This is a genomic window from Neobacillus cucumis (assembly GCF_002860255.1).
In the GTDB taxonomy this organism is placed as follows: domain Bacteria; phylum Bacillota; class Bacilli; order Bacillales; family Cytobacillaceae; genus Neobacillus; species Neobacillus cucumis_A.
The window spans coordinates 146,867-162,868 of sequence record NZ_PGVE01000042.1 but is presented as its reverse complement, the minus strand read 5'-3'; the positions used below and the strand labels follow the sequence as shown (position 1 = coordinate 162,868).

General features: G+C 38.4%; 14 protein-coding genes and 1 pseudogene. 6 read left to right on the top strand and 9 right to left on the bottom strand.

The window, feature by feature from the left end:
- The 3 genes from mdcA to CVD27_RS11435 are packed head-to-tail and all read right to left on the bottom strand — an operon-like array spanning position 1 to position 3,334.
- Entirely contained in the window at positions 1 to 1,647 is a 1,647-nt protein-coding gene (gene mdcA, locus CVD27_RS11445) for a malonate decarboxylase subunit alpha (protein WP_101648032.1), read from the bottom strand.
- A 37-nt stretch (positions 1,648 to 1,684) separates the two neighbouring features.
- On the bottom strand, positions 1,685 to 2,620 hold the full coding sequence (mdcH, locus tag CVD27_RS11440; RefSeq protein ID WP_101648090.1) for a malonate decarboxylase subunit epsilon: 936 nt from the start codon (positions 2,618 to 2,620) through the stop codon (positions 1,685 to 1,687).
- A 54-nt stretch (positions 2,621 to 2,674) separates the two neighbouring features.
- Positions 2,675 to 3,334, bottom strand: a complete 660-nt coding sequence (locus CVD27_RS11435) for a GntR family transcriptional regulator (RefSeq protein ID WP_101648031.1) — start codon at positions 3,332 to 3,334, stop codon at positions 2,675 to 2,677.
- Positions 3,335 to 3,619: 285 nt separating this feature from the next.
- Here CVD27_RS11435 and madL point away from each other — a divergent pair, with 285 nt between their 5' ends.
- Positions 3,620 to 4,033, top strand: a complete 414-nt coding sequence (gene madL, locus CVD27_RS11430; RefSeq protein ID WP_101648030.1) for a malonate transporter subunit MadL — start codon at positions 3,620 to 3,622, stop codon at positions 4,031 to 4,033.
- Positions 4,014 to 4,778 (top strand): malonate transporter subunit MadM, encoded by a 765-nt coding sequence (gene madM, locus CVD27_RS11425; RefSeq protein ID WP_180960234.1) that lies wholly within the window; start codon positions 4,014 to 4,016, stop codon positions 4,776 to 4,778. Before madL ends, madM begins: the two co-directional genes overlap by 20 nt.
- A gap of 176 nt (positions 4,779 to 4,954) precedes the next feature.
- Here madM and CVD27_RS11420 read toward each other — a convergent pair whose 3' ends face one another.
- Positions 4,955 to 5,878 (bottom strand): AEC family transporter, encoded by a 924-nt coding sequence (locus CVD27_RS11420; RefSeq protein WP_101648089.1) that lies wholly within the window; start codon positions 5,876 to 5,878, stop codon positions 4,955 to 4,957.
- A 247-nt stretch (positions 5,879 to 6,125) separates the two neighbouring features.
- On the opposite strand from CVD27_RS11420, the gene CVD27_RS11415 reads away from it, so the two are divergent.
- Together CVD27_RS11415 and CVD27_RS11410 are read left to right on the top strand one after the other, a co-directional pair.
- Positions 6,126 to 6,701, top strand: a complete 576-nt coding sequence (locus tag CVD27_RS11415; protein ID WP_101648028.1) for a 3D domain-containing protein — start codon at positions 6,126 to 6,128, stop codon at positions 6,699 to 6,701.
- A gap of 595 nt (positions 6,702 to 7,296) precedes the next feature.
- Positions 7,297 to 8,253 carry an alpha/beta hydrolase gene (locus CVD27_RS11410; protein ID WP_101648027.1) on the top strand — a complete coding sequence of 319 codons (957 nt, stop codon included), beginning with the start codon at positions 7,297 to 7,299 and terminating at the stop codon, positions 8,251 to 8,253.
- An 880-nt stretch (positions 8,254 to 9,133) separates the two neighbouring features.
- Here the strand turns inward: CVD27_RS11410 and CVD27_RS11405 are convergent.
- Positions 9,134 to 9,400 (bottom strand): glycosyl hydrolase-related protein, encoded by a 267-nt coding sequence (locus CVD27_RS11405; RefSeq protein ID WP_180960233.1) that lies wholly within the window; start codon positions 9,398 to 9,400, stop codon positions 9,134 to 9,136.
- A gap of 19 nt (positions 9,401 to 9,419) precedes the next feature.
- Here CVD27_RS11405 and CVD27_RS11400 point away from each other — a divergent pair.
- Positions 9,420 to 9,914: pseudogene (locus CVD27_RS11400) on the top strand (substrate-binding domain-containing protein); the annotation flags it as partial.
- A 211-nt stretch (positions 9,915 to 10,125) separates the two neighbouring features.
- Positions 10,126 to 11,538, top strand: coding sequence for a PQQ-dependent sugar dehydrogenase (locus CVD27_RS11395; protein ID WP_101648024.1), 1,413 nt, complete (start codon positions 10,126 to 10,128; stop codon positions 11,536 to 11,538).
- 54 nt (positions 11,539 to 11,592) lie between these two features.
- On the opposite strand, the gene CVD27_RS11390 is transcribed toward CVD27_RS11395, so the two are convergent.
- From CVD27_RS11390 to CVD27_RS11375, 4 genes are all read right to left on the bottom strand, one after another.
- Entirely contained in the window at positions 11,593 to 13,728 is a 2,136-nt protein-coding gene (locus CVD27_RS11390) for a heavy metal translocating P-type ATPase (protein WP_101648023.1), read from the bottom strand.
- On the bottom strand, positions 13,721 to 14,089 hold the full coding sequence (locus tag CVD27_RS11385; protein WP_101648022.1) for an ArsR/SmtB family transcription factor: 369 nt from the start codon (positions 14,087 to 14,089) through the stop codon (positions 13,721 to 13,723). The genes CVD27_RS11390 and CVD27_RS11385 overlap by 8 nt, the downstream gene beginning before the upstream one ends.
- Before the next feature lie 141 nt (positions 14,090 to 14,230).
- Positions 14,231 to 14,779 carry a DUF2179 domain-containing protein gene (locus tag CVD27_RS11380; RefSeq protein ID WP_101648021.1) on the bottom strand — a complete coding sequence of 183 codons (549 nt, stop codon included), beginning with the start codon at positions 14,777 to 14,779 and terminating at the stop codon, positions 14,231 to 14,233.
- 166 nt (positions 14,780 to 14,945) lie between these two features.
- On the bottom strand, positions 14,946 to 15,845 hold the full coding sequence (locus tag CVD27_RS11375) for an AraC family transcriptional regulator (RefSeq protein ID WP_101648020.1): 900 nt from the start codon (positions 15,843 to 15,845) through the stop codon (positions 14,946 to 14,948).
- Positions 15,846 to 16,002 lie beyond the last annotated feature (157 nt).

Genomic DNA, 16,002 nt, shown 5'->3' with positions numbered 1-16,002 from the left:
TTACCAGCTTCGGAATTTAGCAGGTGGTTCATATAAACCATCTGACCATTCCACCAGCTCTTCTACATTTTTAGCAGCAAGCAGGGAACGCTTTGCATCCGTTCTTCTAATACCAAGATCCTCAGGGAGGGCAATCAATCCTTCTCTCCTCAATTTATCCGTCTTTCTGACGTCATGTTCAAGCCCAATCGGACTAACGCCTGCGATTGCTGCAATTGCCTGCCTGCGTTCTTCCATGCTGTTTGCCTTATATAAATAAGCAATCCCTTCTTCAGTAACAATATGTGTGACGTCTTCACCATAAATCATGACTGGTGCCGTTGCGAGATTGGCATCATTTTTCACATCCAGTGCATCTAATGATTCAACAAACACCGGTTTATTTCCGTTTTGGAAGGTTTCAACAACCTGGACTACCAGCTTTTTCCCACGTGCAAGCGGATCATTGTTTGTCTTCATGTCCAGCCAAGCCTCGGATGAATGTCTCCTTCCACCTGGGTCATGCCCCATATTTGGTGCGCCGCCGAACCCTGCTAGCCTCCCACGGGTAACAGTCGAAGAATTTCCGTAAGCGTCAATTTGCAGACTTGAACCTACAAACAAATCGACAGCATATTGCCCTGCCAGCTGGCATAATGTCCGGTTCGAGCGCAAACTTCCGTCACGGCCGGTAAAAAAAACATCTCGCCTTGAGGCCACATATTTTTCCATTCCAACTTCTCCGCCAAAGCAGTGGACACTCTCTACCCAGCCGCTTTCGATTGCAGGAATCAGTGTAGGATGCGGATTTAACGCCCAGTGTTTGCAAATCTTTCCTTTAAGGCCAAGCTGTTCTCCATATGTCGGAAGTAACAATTCAATGGCAGCTGTATTATAGCCAATTCCATGATTCAATGACTTTACTTGGTGCTTTTCATATATACCACGGATGATCATCATGGCCTGCAGCACCTGGATATCTGTAATATGGCGAGGATCACGAGTAAAAAGAGGCTCTAGTTGATAGGGCTTGTCAGCAACAACGACATAGTCAATCCAGGAACCTGGAATATCAACACGCGGAAGTTCGTCGGCTAATTCATTTACCTGCGCAATGACTATGCCATCACGAAATGCTGCTGCTTCAACCAATGTTGGTGTTTCTTCCGTGTTCGGCCCCGTGTATAAATTACCGGCAGCATCAGCTTTGTCAGCAGCTACTAGCGCAACGGATGGAATTAAGTCAATGAACAATCTTCCATATAGTTCCACATAGGTATGGATTTCACCCATGGTTAGTTTCCCGTCTTCCAGCATTTGTGCAATACGGAGGCTTTGTGGCCCTGCGTAGGAAAAATCTACTTTTCTAGCGATTCCATATTCAAACAGATCTAAATGCTCAGGCCGGGAGATGCTCGACATAATCATATGTAAATCATATAATTTTTCCGGGTCTGCCTTGGCAAGAGCAGCCGATAGGAAGGATGCCTGCTTCTGATTGTTTCCCTCCAAAACGACGCGATCTCCAGGCTGAATTAAGGTTTCAAGCGCCTGAACAATTTTGTTTGTAGGGATAATTCGGCTGCTCGTTATGTCTTTCAATTTCTCTATTCTCTTTTCTTTTGCCTCTAATCGTTTTTTCCAAGAGTGTTTTTTTATTGCCTGCATTTCCTGCTATCCCCTTTCCCCTATTAAACTTTTATATTTAAGAATGTTCAGAACAAAAACGCCTTGCCATAACTAAACAATTTCGAAACCCATTTTCATCTACAGAAAAAGAACGGGCACCAGGCCGTGCTTTTTTGGATAAACTGGTAAGAACATTTCCTGGAGGCATCTCAATAAAAAGCCTTGTGCCGTGCTCACAAAGGATGGAAGAAATATCATGCCACATAACTGGATGAGAAACGTTAAAGGAAAGATCCTCTCTAACTTGTTCTGGCGATCTTAAAAGCCTTGCTGTCCGGTTACAAGCGTATGGAATGACTGGCTGTCTAAATTTAATTTTTAAAAATTCCTCATGTAATGACTTAGAAACTGAGTTTAGCAAGGAACAATGGGAGGGTATGTTCACATTTAGAAGTTCCGCGGTTCTAGCTCCTTTATTTCTGGCACGATGAATCACCTGATTTAGTGCAGCAATAGAACCAGAGATTGTAATTTGATCCGGAGCATTGACATTTGCCGTGAATACAGGTTCTGTCTCTGTAAAACAAGAATTTGCTAGTTCTTTTACTGTCTGTTCATCCATTCCAGTAATGACACCCATTCCGTAGCCTCTTGGAAAGGCCTGTTCCATTAGCTGCCCTCTTAGCTTTATCATTCTTAAAGCATCTGCAAACTCAATAGCCTTACATGCAACCGCTGCACTGAAAGCACCTGCAGAATGGCCTGCCACAAAATCTGGATATACCCCTTCAACTTCAAAAACTCTTAAAATAGCAACCGAGGAAACAAGCAGGCAGATTTGAACTGAGACAGTCGATATCAAGGCTTCCTTGGAATCAACATTGTAAACGTTTTCTCCAAGTACCTCCATCGCTTCTTGCAGAACTGCCTCAACCGCAGGATGTTTAGGCAGTTCATGGAGCATATTCGGCTTCTGGGAACCTTGGCCAGGAAATAAAAATGCGTGTTTCACCAACTTTCACCACCTTGTTTGAAAACTCAACTACTCTGTTAATCTTGCAAAAACTTATTTATTCTTTGAACCTAGCTTTTTCTTCATACTTGAAATGACATCTTCGTTATGATGTTTTAAAAGATTCGCTGCTTCCTGGATGTTTTCTTCCCTCAAAAATCCGATTAACATTTGATGCTCTCTTACGGACTTTTCAATATTTCCATCATTCGCAAATGATAGACTTTGGATTCTTAGCAGAGGCCATCCAAGCCTTGAATACATCGTTTTAATCGTCTCACTTTTACTCATTTCTACAAGTGTCATATGGAAAGAGTGATTTAGTTGGGTATATTGATGTACCTTCGTCTCATCCTTCATTTTTTCTAAAATAGTTGCCATATTTTGCAGACAATCTTGGTCTACTCCGTTTCGAGCAATACGTTCGATGGCCATTGTTTCAAGCATATTACGTATTTCGAGCAGATCATATATCTCATTCTCCGTATATTCTTTTACCACGGCCCCTTTTCTTGGAATTCTTTCCACAAGGCCTTCAATGGAAAGCAGATAAATAGCTTCCCTTACAGGAGCACGGCTAGTTCCGTACTCTTCTGCATAAATATGTTCGATTAGTTTATCCCCGGGGATTAGCTCCCCCTTAATAATTTGCTCAGTAATATGTTCAGCGATATGATTTGATAATGCATTTTGAGTAAATTTATCAGTTTTCATGACCAAAGTCTCCTCCAATAAGTAAAAATAGTCGACTGTCGATTTCTATTATAGCGCCTGTATAAGTAGATTTCAATAAATTTAGAAAATTAAAAAAATAGTTGACATTTTATTTTCTCACGATTTATTATGAGTTTTAGGAATACAGTCGACTGTTGATTCTTATTTTGCAAGCGCTTTCCTTAGTTTCAATTTTCTTCTCAGTGCAGACATACGTTTGATAGTTCTGTTCGCATTAGTTTTAAGGTAATTGTTAAAAAGAAAAAATTGAAAAGGAGAAATTGCATGGTTATTTTTGGGGTCGCAATATTATCTATTTGCTTTTTATCCGGGATGTTTTTTGGAGATCTACTAGGAGACATACTGGGAATTGACGCAAATGTCGGCGGTGTTGGCTTTGCTATGCTAATGCTGATTCTACTTGTGGAATATTTGAAAAAGAAAGATAAATTAAACAAACAGACGCAAGAAGGACTAGCTTTTTGGAGTGGAATGTATATTCCAATTGTTATTGCCATGTCAGCACAGCAAAATGTGGTTGCCGCCCTCCATGGAGGAATCTTGGCTATTATTGCAGGTGTGGTCGTTGTCGTAGTTAGCTGGGCAGTTGTTCCTCTTTTAAGTCGAGGGGGCAATATAGATGCGATCCTAGAAATTGATGTGAATGGAGGCGAGCAGAGTGTTAGAAATACTAGGTAATGTTTTGAAGAATAACGGTTTAATTGTTGCTTTTGCTATTGTCGGCTTAACTATGTATCTTTCTTATTTTATGTCTAACAAATTTACGAAGGGCCGCATTCATGGTTCTGCCATTGCCATTGCTCTCGGACTTGTACTCGCATACATCGGCGGAGTGGTTACAGGAGGAGAAAAAGGGTTATCAGACATTACCCTTTTTTCTGGCATTGGTCTTATGGGCGGCGGAATGCTAAGGGACTTTGCTATAGTTGCTACGGCCTTTGGGGCAAACTTTAGCGAAATAAAGAAAGCTGGAGTAAACGGGGTTTTATCCTTGTTTGTAGGCGTTATCCTCTCTTTTATCGTCGGTGTCATTATTGCACTTGCCTTTGGATATAGAGATGCTATTAGCTTAACGACCATTGGTGCCGGGACAGCTACATACATTGTAGGACCAGTAACAGGATCTGCTATTGGAGCAAGTTCGGAAGTTATAACTCTTAGCATCGCAGCAGGACTAGTAAAGTCCATCTTAACAATGATCGGCACACCTTTTATCGCAAAATATATTGGATTAAATAACCCTCGTACAGCCATGGTATACGGCGGAATCATGGGTACAACGAGTGGAGTAGCAGGAGGTTTAGCCGCAACAGATCCAAAACTTGTTCCTTATGGAGCAGTTACCGCCACTTTTTATACTGGTCTAGGCTGCTTACTTGCCCCATCTGTTCTATTTTTACTGACAAAGGCCATTTTTGCATAATCGTAGAACATTTATCCTTCATAAAACTATGTACTTTAAGAGCAGTCTTTTAAGAACGTTTTATTTCAAAGCAATCTTGGTATCTCTGTACTTAACAGGACTAAGATTGCTTTTTTTTGGGATTCCCCCTTTCAAAGAAAGATATCTACTTTTAGTAGAAAAAACAAGTTCCGTTATCACTTTATTACTACAATTAGAAACGGCAAAATAATAAATGAGACTAGTGTAGTCCAGAGTATACACTTAGATACAATATTGGGTGAGGCATTAAATTTTTCCGCGAGAATGCCAGCATTCACGGCTACTGGCATACAAGCTAAAACAAAAAGAACCGATTGCAATATGCCTTTTATTTGCAAGATTGATAAACACACCAAAGCAACCGCTGGAGAAACCAACAAACGAATGGCCATCCCTGTCCAAAAGGCTTTTTGAGATTTCCATTCAAACTTTGCGGTTTTTACACTTACAATTTGAGCTCCTAATATAGCCATAACAACTGGGGAATATGCATCTGCAATCATGGAAACGCCTTTCGCCACTCCGATGGGTAAGGAAAGATGTAAGATGCGAAGGACAAGTGCCAGTATCGCAGCATATATAGCTGGAAGGGTAAATACCGATCGCACCGCGTTTTTTATTGAAAATTGCGAGCGTGCCGCAAAATAAACTCCGATTGTATTGACGATCAACATTTGAATGACAACATAAATAGATGCCTTTTCGAACCCTAATTTCCCGAACGCAAGTAAAACAAGAGGAAGTCCGTAGTTGACACTGTTTGTAAAAGAAGACACTAATACTAGGGCAGCCTTTTCATTTGCAGGAAAATGAAGAGGCTTACTTAAACTATTGGCAATAGCCCAAAGCAGAACAAGATTAAGCAAGGAAAACGCAAGGGTATGAAAAATATCACTATGAGAAACACGGGCAGTCATTAATGTATCTAATATCATAGCTGGGCTTAAATAATATAATGTAAGGGTTAATAATGGCTTGGTGTCTAGCCGTGCCCATCGGCCAAGGATGGCCCCAGCACTAACCGGTATCGAAAGAGGGATCATCACTTGAAAAAGGGTCGCAATCACAGTTTTAATCAAAAAAAACATCCTCTCTACTCATTTAAGACATTCTCATGCTACCATTTTGTGAAAGGGGATGTCCATCCTATATTCCGCTCAGTTATTCTCAAATAATATTTAATAGGAAGAAAACAGTTTAATAGATAAGAAATACCTAAATTATTGGTTTGTTACCGCATTGTCACGAAAATAGTAAACTACTGAAACAGAATTGTAATACTAGGCTGATATACTCTTACTATCAGAGAACAAAGGAGTTTTAATAGTGAAAAAATCCCTGATAACGATTTCAACATCTATTATGTTATTACTAGGAATTAGCACCGGAGCATCAGCTGCATCCAATACATATACCGTAAAAAAAGGCGATTCTCTTTCAAAAATTGCAAAAACCAATCATATTACCGTCAGTCAATTAAAGCAATGGAATCATCTTTCATCCGATCTCATTAAAATAAATCAAGTTTTGAAAATAGTAAATCCAGGTAAAACTGTAACTACTAGTAATCCTGCGAAGAAACCTGTAACTACTAGCAAGCCTGGGAAGGTACTAAAAGAGATTACAGTGAATGCCTCGGCCTACACGTTAAACTTTGCTCGTTGCACTGGCATAACAGCTACTGGTATAAATTTGAAGAAAAACCCCAATCAAAAAGTGATTTCTGTTGATCCGAAAGTAATTAAGCTAGGTTCAAAGGTTTATGTTCCAGGTTACGGTTATGCGATTGCAGGAGATACGGGCGGCGCGATAAAAGGTAATAAAATTGATGTGTTTATACCTTCTCAAAAAGCGGCCTTGCAATGGGGCAGAAAAACGTTAAAAATTCAAATTTTAAAATAATTAACTTGATAGAGTACATGAAAAAAGGGACTCTTTTAACTAATGTGTTCCTTATCCTATTCCAAAATTTTTAACAATTGCATCGCATTTGCGGTGCTTTTTTGTTTATGTGTAAAAAGGCAGCTTAGCTATTAAATGAAATGTTGAACTAATTTAAATACTTATTGACGACCGTAAACCAAAAAAATCTATTAGCACGGTAGCTAATAGACCTCCTTGTCGACTGCGAACACAAATAAGAGTTCTGTTCGGTAGCCTATAGGCCTTATTGACGACTGCGAACCACAAATATAGCTTTGCTCGGTAGTCTATAGGCCTTATTGACGACTGAGGACCACAAAAACAGCTTTGCTCGGTAGCCTATAGGCCTTATTGACGACTGCGAACCACAAATATAGCTTTGCTCGGCTGGGAGTCTTACTGGAGAGAAAAGTTTTAAAAAGTTCGATACCCTATCAGAAATATATAGTTTTCAGAATATTTTGTTGACTATTATAAAATAACCACACTATAATTTAATTGTGATGATTTTATCACTATTACTCTACCTAGAATACACTTCATTTCAGAAAGCGATTACAAAAGGAGTGTTAAAATGAAAGAACGTGTAAATCCAGAGTTATTACCTGGTTTAGAAATGTTTCAAGACCTCGATTTACGTCCAGAGTATTTACCAGCAATCAGAGAAGGCGCAGCTCAAATGAGACCACCTGCCCTTGTTGATGATTCCCTTTCATTAACTGATGAAATCATCGCTGGACCTGATGCAAATCCCTTACCTATTAGAATTTATCGTCCAAAATTAATGAATGAATCCTTACCTGCCCTGTTATGGATACATGGCGGCGGTTATATTTTAGGTTCTATCGATGATAATGATGATCTTTGTATGAGGTTTGTTAAAGAAGCCAACTGTGTGGTCGTTTCGGTAGACTACCGTTTAGCTCCTGAGCATCCTTATCCAGCACCCATTGAGGATTGTTATGCCGCATTAAAATGGATTGCTGATCATGCAGAGGCATTAAACATTGATTCGAATCGTATTGGTGCGGCTGGAGCGAGTGCTGACGGTGGACTAACAGCAGCATTAACGTTATTAGCCCGCGATCGTCAGTACCCCTCCCTTTGTTTCCAAATGCCGCTTTATCCAATGATTGATGACCAAAATAATACACCTTCAACGAATGAAATTAAAGAAGGTTTTGTTTGGAATCAAAAGACAAATGAAGCTGGCTGGAAAATGTATTTAGGAGATTTATATGGAACGGATCAAATTCCTGCCTATGCTGCCCCTGCCCGAGCAGAGGATTTTAGTAATTTGCCATATACCTACACATGTGTCGGTCAATTAGATCCATTCCGCGATGAAACATTAACCTATGTAACTAAGCTTGCGCAAGCCGGTGTGGATGTTGAGTTTCATTTATTTCCTGGGGCCTATCATGGGTTCGAATCAATCAATCCAAATGCCGACATATCTGTTCGAGCTATGACGGAATATATACAAGCCGTTAAGAATGGGGTCGAAAGAGTCGCAAAGGTAAAGGCGTAAACTTTTTCTCTTTCAAAGCCCTTATCTATCTGTCTATCATTTTCGATAAAAATAGGAACATATGAAAAGAAGACCTTCAACTATTAACGGATTCCATTTCTTATCGCAATACGTTAATTTGCATTAGAAATAGCAAGGGTTGATACCCTTGCTATTTTTGCTTTTCATTGATTATTCTTCGGATTGCGAATGACGAAGTTTGCACACCATTTCCGCCTTCTCCGTATTGATTTCGTGTAGGTAGGAGAATTCATTGGCGGAGAATTTCCTGCTAATGTATATTGGGGAGGCTTAAGAAGCGGATATTAGCGGAGATATTCCGATTAACTGTTCTAAATAAGACAAAATTCAAAGATTTGGATCATGTAAACGGAAAAACTCCCCTTATTTTCAAGGAAATATGGGTATTTCCCAATATAGCCGGAATTTTACCGTTTATTTTTTATACACAGTGAACTCAACATTCAGTTATAACAGTGCCTAACCTTAAATATTAAAAACAATATTATCAATTTGCAAGTAAAAATGTTGTGTATTTTTCTGCGGTACACTGTCTATTGTATCCTCACATTTTAATTTACAAATTGCACTACAAATTCTCCCAAAATAATGATCGAAAACCCTATATATCAACAAAAACAGCCCCCAAATCACCATACAATTTGAAGGTCATTTGCCTTACATTTTTAGTGTTTGCGATAGTTAACGGAACCCGTTATTCAACTATGAGGTCTTCTTTTTCTATTAATCAAAAAAAAAGGACTATCAATAAGATAGTCAAAGTTAGCAGCAAATTAAGAATATGGGGGAAAGTAGCAGCTAATTATTACATACCCGTATTTTATAAGGTTAAACCTATTTTAACTTAACAATATAAGTCTTAATTTTCATATGGTTTAATATCAAACGTAAAGGCCGCATTTTCCCTTGCTTCGGAAATACTTCTTTCCATTAAGTCGCATTCCTGCCAGGATTGAATTTGGAAATCACTTGCTACCTCAACTGTTCCTCTTGCACCTGCAAATTCATGCAAGCGGATAATCAGATGATCATCATTTTCTCCTTTTTTAACTGCATCCACCATAACATTTTGTGCCGCAATATCAAACAGTGAAACACTTTCTGTCTGGCCTTCAGCATAGGTCAAAGGATTATTAAGCTCCCAAGGACATGAACATATAGCATTTGTTTCACCACCAGAAGAGTATACTTCCTCTATTGAAGAAAGAATTCAAGGGTTTAAAACGGCTTATTTGGAAAAAGGAATTGCTGTTAATACAAGTCATATCCTAACAGATATGTTCAGCACATTGCTGACATTCAATAGACCAGATGAGTTTTTCGAGGATCAGATAAAGCTGCGGAACTTCATTGAGGAAAATACTCATGTAACTGCCTTTATTGCTTGTGAGTATGACATTGCCTGTGTTCTAGCACAAGTACTGAAATCACTGGGGAAATCAATTCCAGATGATTACGCTATTGCTTGTTTCGACCATCCTGGATGGTTATATAATGATATGATTTTCACACATATCAAACAAGATGAAGAAGGAATTGGATTAAAAGCAGTAGAATTACTTCTTCAACAAATTCACGGAGGAACCGTTCCTATACAAAATATGGTAGACCACCAGTTGATCAAAGGTAATACCTTATAAAATGTACCCCTGCTCAATTAAAAATAATTTTTATCATAGAGTATGCCTTTTTGTGATTGGTTGAGTTTAAACAATACCAAAGAAAAGCATACTTTTTTTAGTTTTTTAGTATCATCTTCCACCTAATCAGGTAACCCAGCCCTCATTTGGTACTAATAAAACAGTACTATTCATATTCTTATAAAAACAATGAGAAGGAGTGTCAAGCTGGGTGAAAAAAGTTAAGGTTCGTTTACAGCCTATTGTTAGTAAGATAAATTTACCCACTGTTTTGAAAACAACTATCCTTCCGGGTGACTCGATGGAAAGATTATTTATTGCAACCCAGGCAGGAGAGATCTTTTACATAGGAAACGGTGGGATCAGGACTTTTTTAGATATTCGCTCACGAATCTTAAAACTAGGTGGTTCAAGTGGTGGGTATGATGAACGGGGATTGCTGGGACTAGCGTTTCATCCCGAATTTTATTATAACGGGTTGTTTTATCTTCATTATTCAGCAGCTGGAACACAAGGTCCAGGGGCTCTTTCTGACCATTTTAGTCCTAATCCATGTGATCCCAAAACCTTAAACCAAAAGTGGATCAATAGAGAAAATCAATATGATCATATTGATACAGTGGAAGAATGGATTTTACAATCGAATGACCACCCTCAAAAACGGCGGACATTACTTAACCTAAGAAGACCATTTTTAAATCATAATGGTGTCAATAGTTTAAACTTTTCACCTGAAACGAGAAAACTTGTTTTAACAACAGGCGATGGCGGTTCAGGTTATGATCCGTTTAATTTAAGCCAGGATATTATGGAAATAGCCGGAAAAATCATTGAAATTGACGTAGCTAAGAATACTTTTATCAATAATCCACCTGTAGTCACACGTTTTAATGAACTTCCCGCATCTATTCAGGAAACGCTAACGGTAATGGCCAAAGGGGTTCGTAATATACCTGGCATTTCCTATCAACGTTTTTATAATCAGTATATCAAGTATGTGGGAAATGTAGGACAGGATCTGGCAGAGTCGATCTTTTCCTTCGTTCAATATAAACCCCTACCGGTTACTCAGCTTGTTCAAGCATTTTTAATGAATTCCGAACCTGACCAAGAAGACTTTATTAATTTTGGCTGGCGAGGGTGGGAAGGTGCTTTTCCTACATCGATTATTCGGAGCTGCACTGGAAATCCTTCTTTGGATGAAAAAACAATTGTTTATTACAATGAAGCAGTAAACACTTCAGTGAGGCTTCAACCACTAACTAGTTATTATCATAAAGATCCCCGGCCTGATAAGTTTGGAGGAACTGCTCTTACGGGAGTGCAAGCCTTTATGGGCAATGGAATCCCTGATTTAACGGGAAGCATTTTGTTTACCGATCTTGCCCGTCATGAAAAATCTCAATCTCCAGTTAGAGGGTTTTTGGCTTATACGAGGGTAAGAACAGATGGGAAACTAAATGATTTTAGTGTCATAGAAACCGACTATAATTTTGGGAATCAATCAGCATATTATGTTAGTTTGGGGACGAATGTGGATCAAACCAGACTATATTTAGGGGTATATGGCTCGATGAAAGTGACTGATTTTAACCAAGGTACTGTTTTTGAAATTGTTCCATAATAATTTATAAATTCGATTTTATTTAAGAGGCTCCCCAAATTGGAAAGCCTCCATTTATTTGTCTTTTACTCGTAGAAGTCGTAACCCATTCAGTGTAACAATCAATGTTGCACCCATATCGGCGAAGATCGCTATCCATAGGGTTAACCAACCTGGAATGACTAATAACAATGCCAGTAGTTTAATTCCAAGCGAGAAGGTAATGTTTTGCTTTATAATAAATAAGGCTTTTCTACTTAGCTTTACTGCAAATGGTAATTTTCCTAAGTCATCCGCCATTAAAGCAATATCAGCTGTCTCAAGAGCTGTATCTGTGCCTGCCCCTCCCATGGCGATTCCAACATTTGATGCAGCTAAGGCTGGTGCATCATTTACACCGTCTCCAACCATTGCCACACGATCATATTTGTTTTTTAATTCTTTAATAAGGACTAGTTTATTATGAGGTAAAAGATCTGCTTGAATATCAGATACTCCCACCTGCTGACCTATAGCATTGGCAGTTCCTTTATTATCGCCCGTTAACATAATTGTTTTTTCGATACCCAATGAGTGGAGTTTTTGTATAACGTATTTGCTGTTTCCTCTTACTTCGTCTGCTACTGCGAGAAGGGCTAATATTTCATTTTCTGTTCCTGCAACCATAACGGTTTTCCCTTTATTTTGCAGTTCAGAAATAGCAGCCCTTAAGTCTGCAGGAATTCCATTCGATAAAATATCATCAAATAAACTAGGACTGCCCACATAATACATTTTATCCTTGTATTTACCTTTAATCCCTTTACCAGTAATTGAGGAAAAATCTTCTATCGTAAAATACTGATAAGGCGATTCTACCTCTTCCGCTTTTTTCATGATGGCTGAAGCTAAAGGATGTTGTGAGCCATTTTCCAATGCAGCAATAATGGTTAGTAATTCATTAGGTTTCATATTAGGCTGTGGGAGATAATCTGTTACTACTGGAATACCTTGTGTTAAGGTCCCTGTTTTATCAAAGGCAATTGCCTTTATAGCTCCCATTTCTTCTAAATGAATTCCACCCTTGATTAAAACTCCATGTCTTGCAGCATTTCCAATTGCTGTAACAATTGAAACAGGAGTAGAAATGACTAAGGCACAAGGACAGCCGACAACCAGAACAGCTAAACCTTGGTAAATCCACTTCCCCCAGTCAGCATCAAAAAGGAAGGGCGGCAAAATGGCTACTATAAGAGAAATGAAAATAACAATAGGAGTGTAATACTTCGCAAACCGATCAACAAATGCTTGGGAAGGTGCCCTTTCTGCTTGTGCTTCCTCTACAAGATGAATGATTTTCGAAATGGTCGTATCATCCACATGTTTGGTCACTTTGACTTCGAGAAGTCCTTCTTCATTCAGTGTACCTGCGAAAACTTCGTCATCCATCGTTTTGGAAACTGGAACAGATTCCCCTGTTATCGCAGCTTGGTTAACCGTTGAGAGCCCTTTAACTACAACACCGTCCATGGCTATTTTTTGACCTGGTTTGACAATTAATATATCGTCAATACGAATATCCTCTACTTCTACAGTAAGCTCTTGATTGCCCCTTCTTATTAAGGCTTCTTTAGGAGCAATATCCATTAGAGAACGAATCGATTGTCTTGCTTTATCCATCGAGTAAGACTCAAGAATCTCACTTATGGCAAACAATATAACAACAGTTGCTCCTTCTCCCCACTCACCAATAATGGATGCTCCAATTACAGCTATGGTCATCAACGTTCTCATATCAAATTCTAAACGGAATAAATTTTTGAAACCTGTGATAAAAAGACGATAACCGCCCACTAAAATTGAAACAGCATAAGCTAATATGGATAAGATACTGTCTTCGCCATTCATTTGTACAGAAATCCACCCGAAAATTAAGAATATCAATGAGGCAATTACAAATGAATGTTTTTGCAAAAATGGCTCTTTTTTCTCCTCGAAACGTTGCTTTTCAGGGAAAATTTTTAGGTTTTCAAATGCACCTGCTTTTTCTATCTCTTTAATGGTTGTTTCGCCATAAACCGTAAGTTTTGAAGCACCAAAATTCACACTCGCATTAACAACACCATCCAGGTGCTGTACGTTCTTTTCGAACTTATTGGCACAGCCTGCTCAGGAAAAGCCCTGCACTCGATAAACAGTTTTCTCATTTGATTTTTCTAAACTATTAGTCAAGTTTCTTTACCTCCTTTTGATGTTCAAAGGCGATCTGTATTAATTGTTTAACATGGTCATCATCCAAGGAATAGAAGACCAATTTACCTTCCTTACGATATTTCGCCAATCCTAAATTACGAAGAAGCCGTAAATGGTGAGATGCAGTGGCAGTCGTACTCCCAACAATGTTGGCAACATCACAGACACATAGCTCTTCTTCTGTACTTAAGGCGTAGGCAATTTTAATTCTAGTTTCATCGGACAAGGCTTTAAATATTTGTGAAACGGCCATAGTATTTTGATTGGAAACCGATTCCTTCACTCGTTTTACTTTTTCATTATCCACACAGGTTACTTCGCATACATCATCGTGTTTCATTTTTTTACCACCTCATTCAAACCTCCATTTGATTATTAGTATATGAAAGTTTTAAAAAATGGTCAAACAATCATTTGAATGTTTTTTGATTCTTTTAAAAAAACCTCCAAATTTATAATTTGAAGGTTCGGGAATGACAAGTTATATTTGTTTAACAGTGTTTCCTTTTTTCAATTGCTTTCTCATCGCTTTAATTAGATAACCGCCTTTAAATTTACGCGGTTCATAAGAGATAATGAATGCTTTTGGCTCGTATTCTTCGATTAAATCCATGACTTCATTTTCGCGGTTTCGCTTTGTGAGAATTTCTAGTTGAAATCTTTTACTATCACGTCCCATCCCTTCAAAGACCGTAACCCCGAATCCTTTATTTCTTAATAAAGCAATAAGTTCTTCATTCATTTCCATTAGATTGACAACTAAACAAGTGTAACCAATGGCTAGCTTATTTTCTATGCGTGTACCAATATATAAACCTACTCCAAACCCTAGAGCATATACGACCATTTCAGCAATGCTTTGGTGACCCGAAAAAACTAAGGATAGTCCGAATACATAAATGAGGGCTTCCAAGATTCCAAATGATGAAGCCGCAACACTCATATTCTTCACTAAAAAAATGGTCCGAAGTGTCAAGATTGGGACATACAGTAATTGAAGAGCAAAAATTAAAATAATATTTATTAGCATAAGTAACTCCCTCTCAGTTGATTTTCTTTTATGTAATCATGTTTCATAATCAGTCCATTCATTTTATCATGCAAGGAGGGAAGAGGCATTATCTTTTAAAAAATTCCAACTTTTTACCTCCACAGACCTGTGTAGCAGAACCTGGTTCTTCATATAATTTGATCATTCAAACAAAGTTCTCTCTCCGACGGTTTATATCTACTCTAGGTGAAAAACCGAACATACGTGAATATTCACGACTGAATTGCGATTGACTTTCATAGCCCACCCTGAATGCGACGTCAGCTACATCTGTTGACTCACCTAATAACAAACGCCTAGCTTCCTGTAATCTTAATTGTTTTTGAAACTGAATTGGACTCATGGAAGTTACCTCTTTAAAATGCCGATGAAGCGAAGCAACACTCATATTCGCAATTTCTGCCAAATCCTCAATTCGAAAAGAATTTTTATAATTATAGAGGATATGTTCAATAACGGTTCTAATTCGTATGGCATTACCTTCTAAAGCCATTTGTTCCAAAGCTTCCCCATGTGGCCCCTGTAGAATCCAATAAAGAATCTCTTTCTTATATAATGGAGCAAGGATTGGTATATGCTTCGGATCGTCTAGTAAACATGATAACCTGATTACTGCATCCAATAAAGATGGCTCTACTTCGCTAATAAACATAGCTCGTTTCGGATTTTTACTCCTTCTCAATCGAATATCTGCAACATCTAAAACCTCTAAGATTTGGCTAGATGTAAACTCAAGTTTGAGAGCTAAATAAGGAGAGTTAGTTGAGGCTTTAATAACTTGACCTGTTACTGGCAAGTCAACGGATGCCACAATGTAATGGCCAGGACCATACCGAAAATGTTCTTCTCCCAGCCACACCTCCTTTTCTCCTTGGACAATAATGCAAAAGGATGGCTCGTTAACTCTAGAGATGGGCTCGGTAATAATGGATTCACGAATGAGAGATAAAGATGGAATCGAAGAAGAATGAACACCATCCCGACCTGTATATTTTGCGATAATTTTTGCGAGAACACTCTGCTGATTGTAGATTTTCTCTGTCATATCTTCTTCTCCTTTTCCTTTATCTTCGACTTTTCCATTCTACTAGACATTTGTTTAGATAGATAGAGCTTTGATAGGATTAGGCAAAAACTTGATACTAATGGGTTAAGGGATACTAGAATATTTGTGGCATACTTATAAGTGTAATAAACAACCA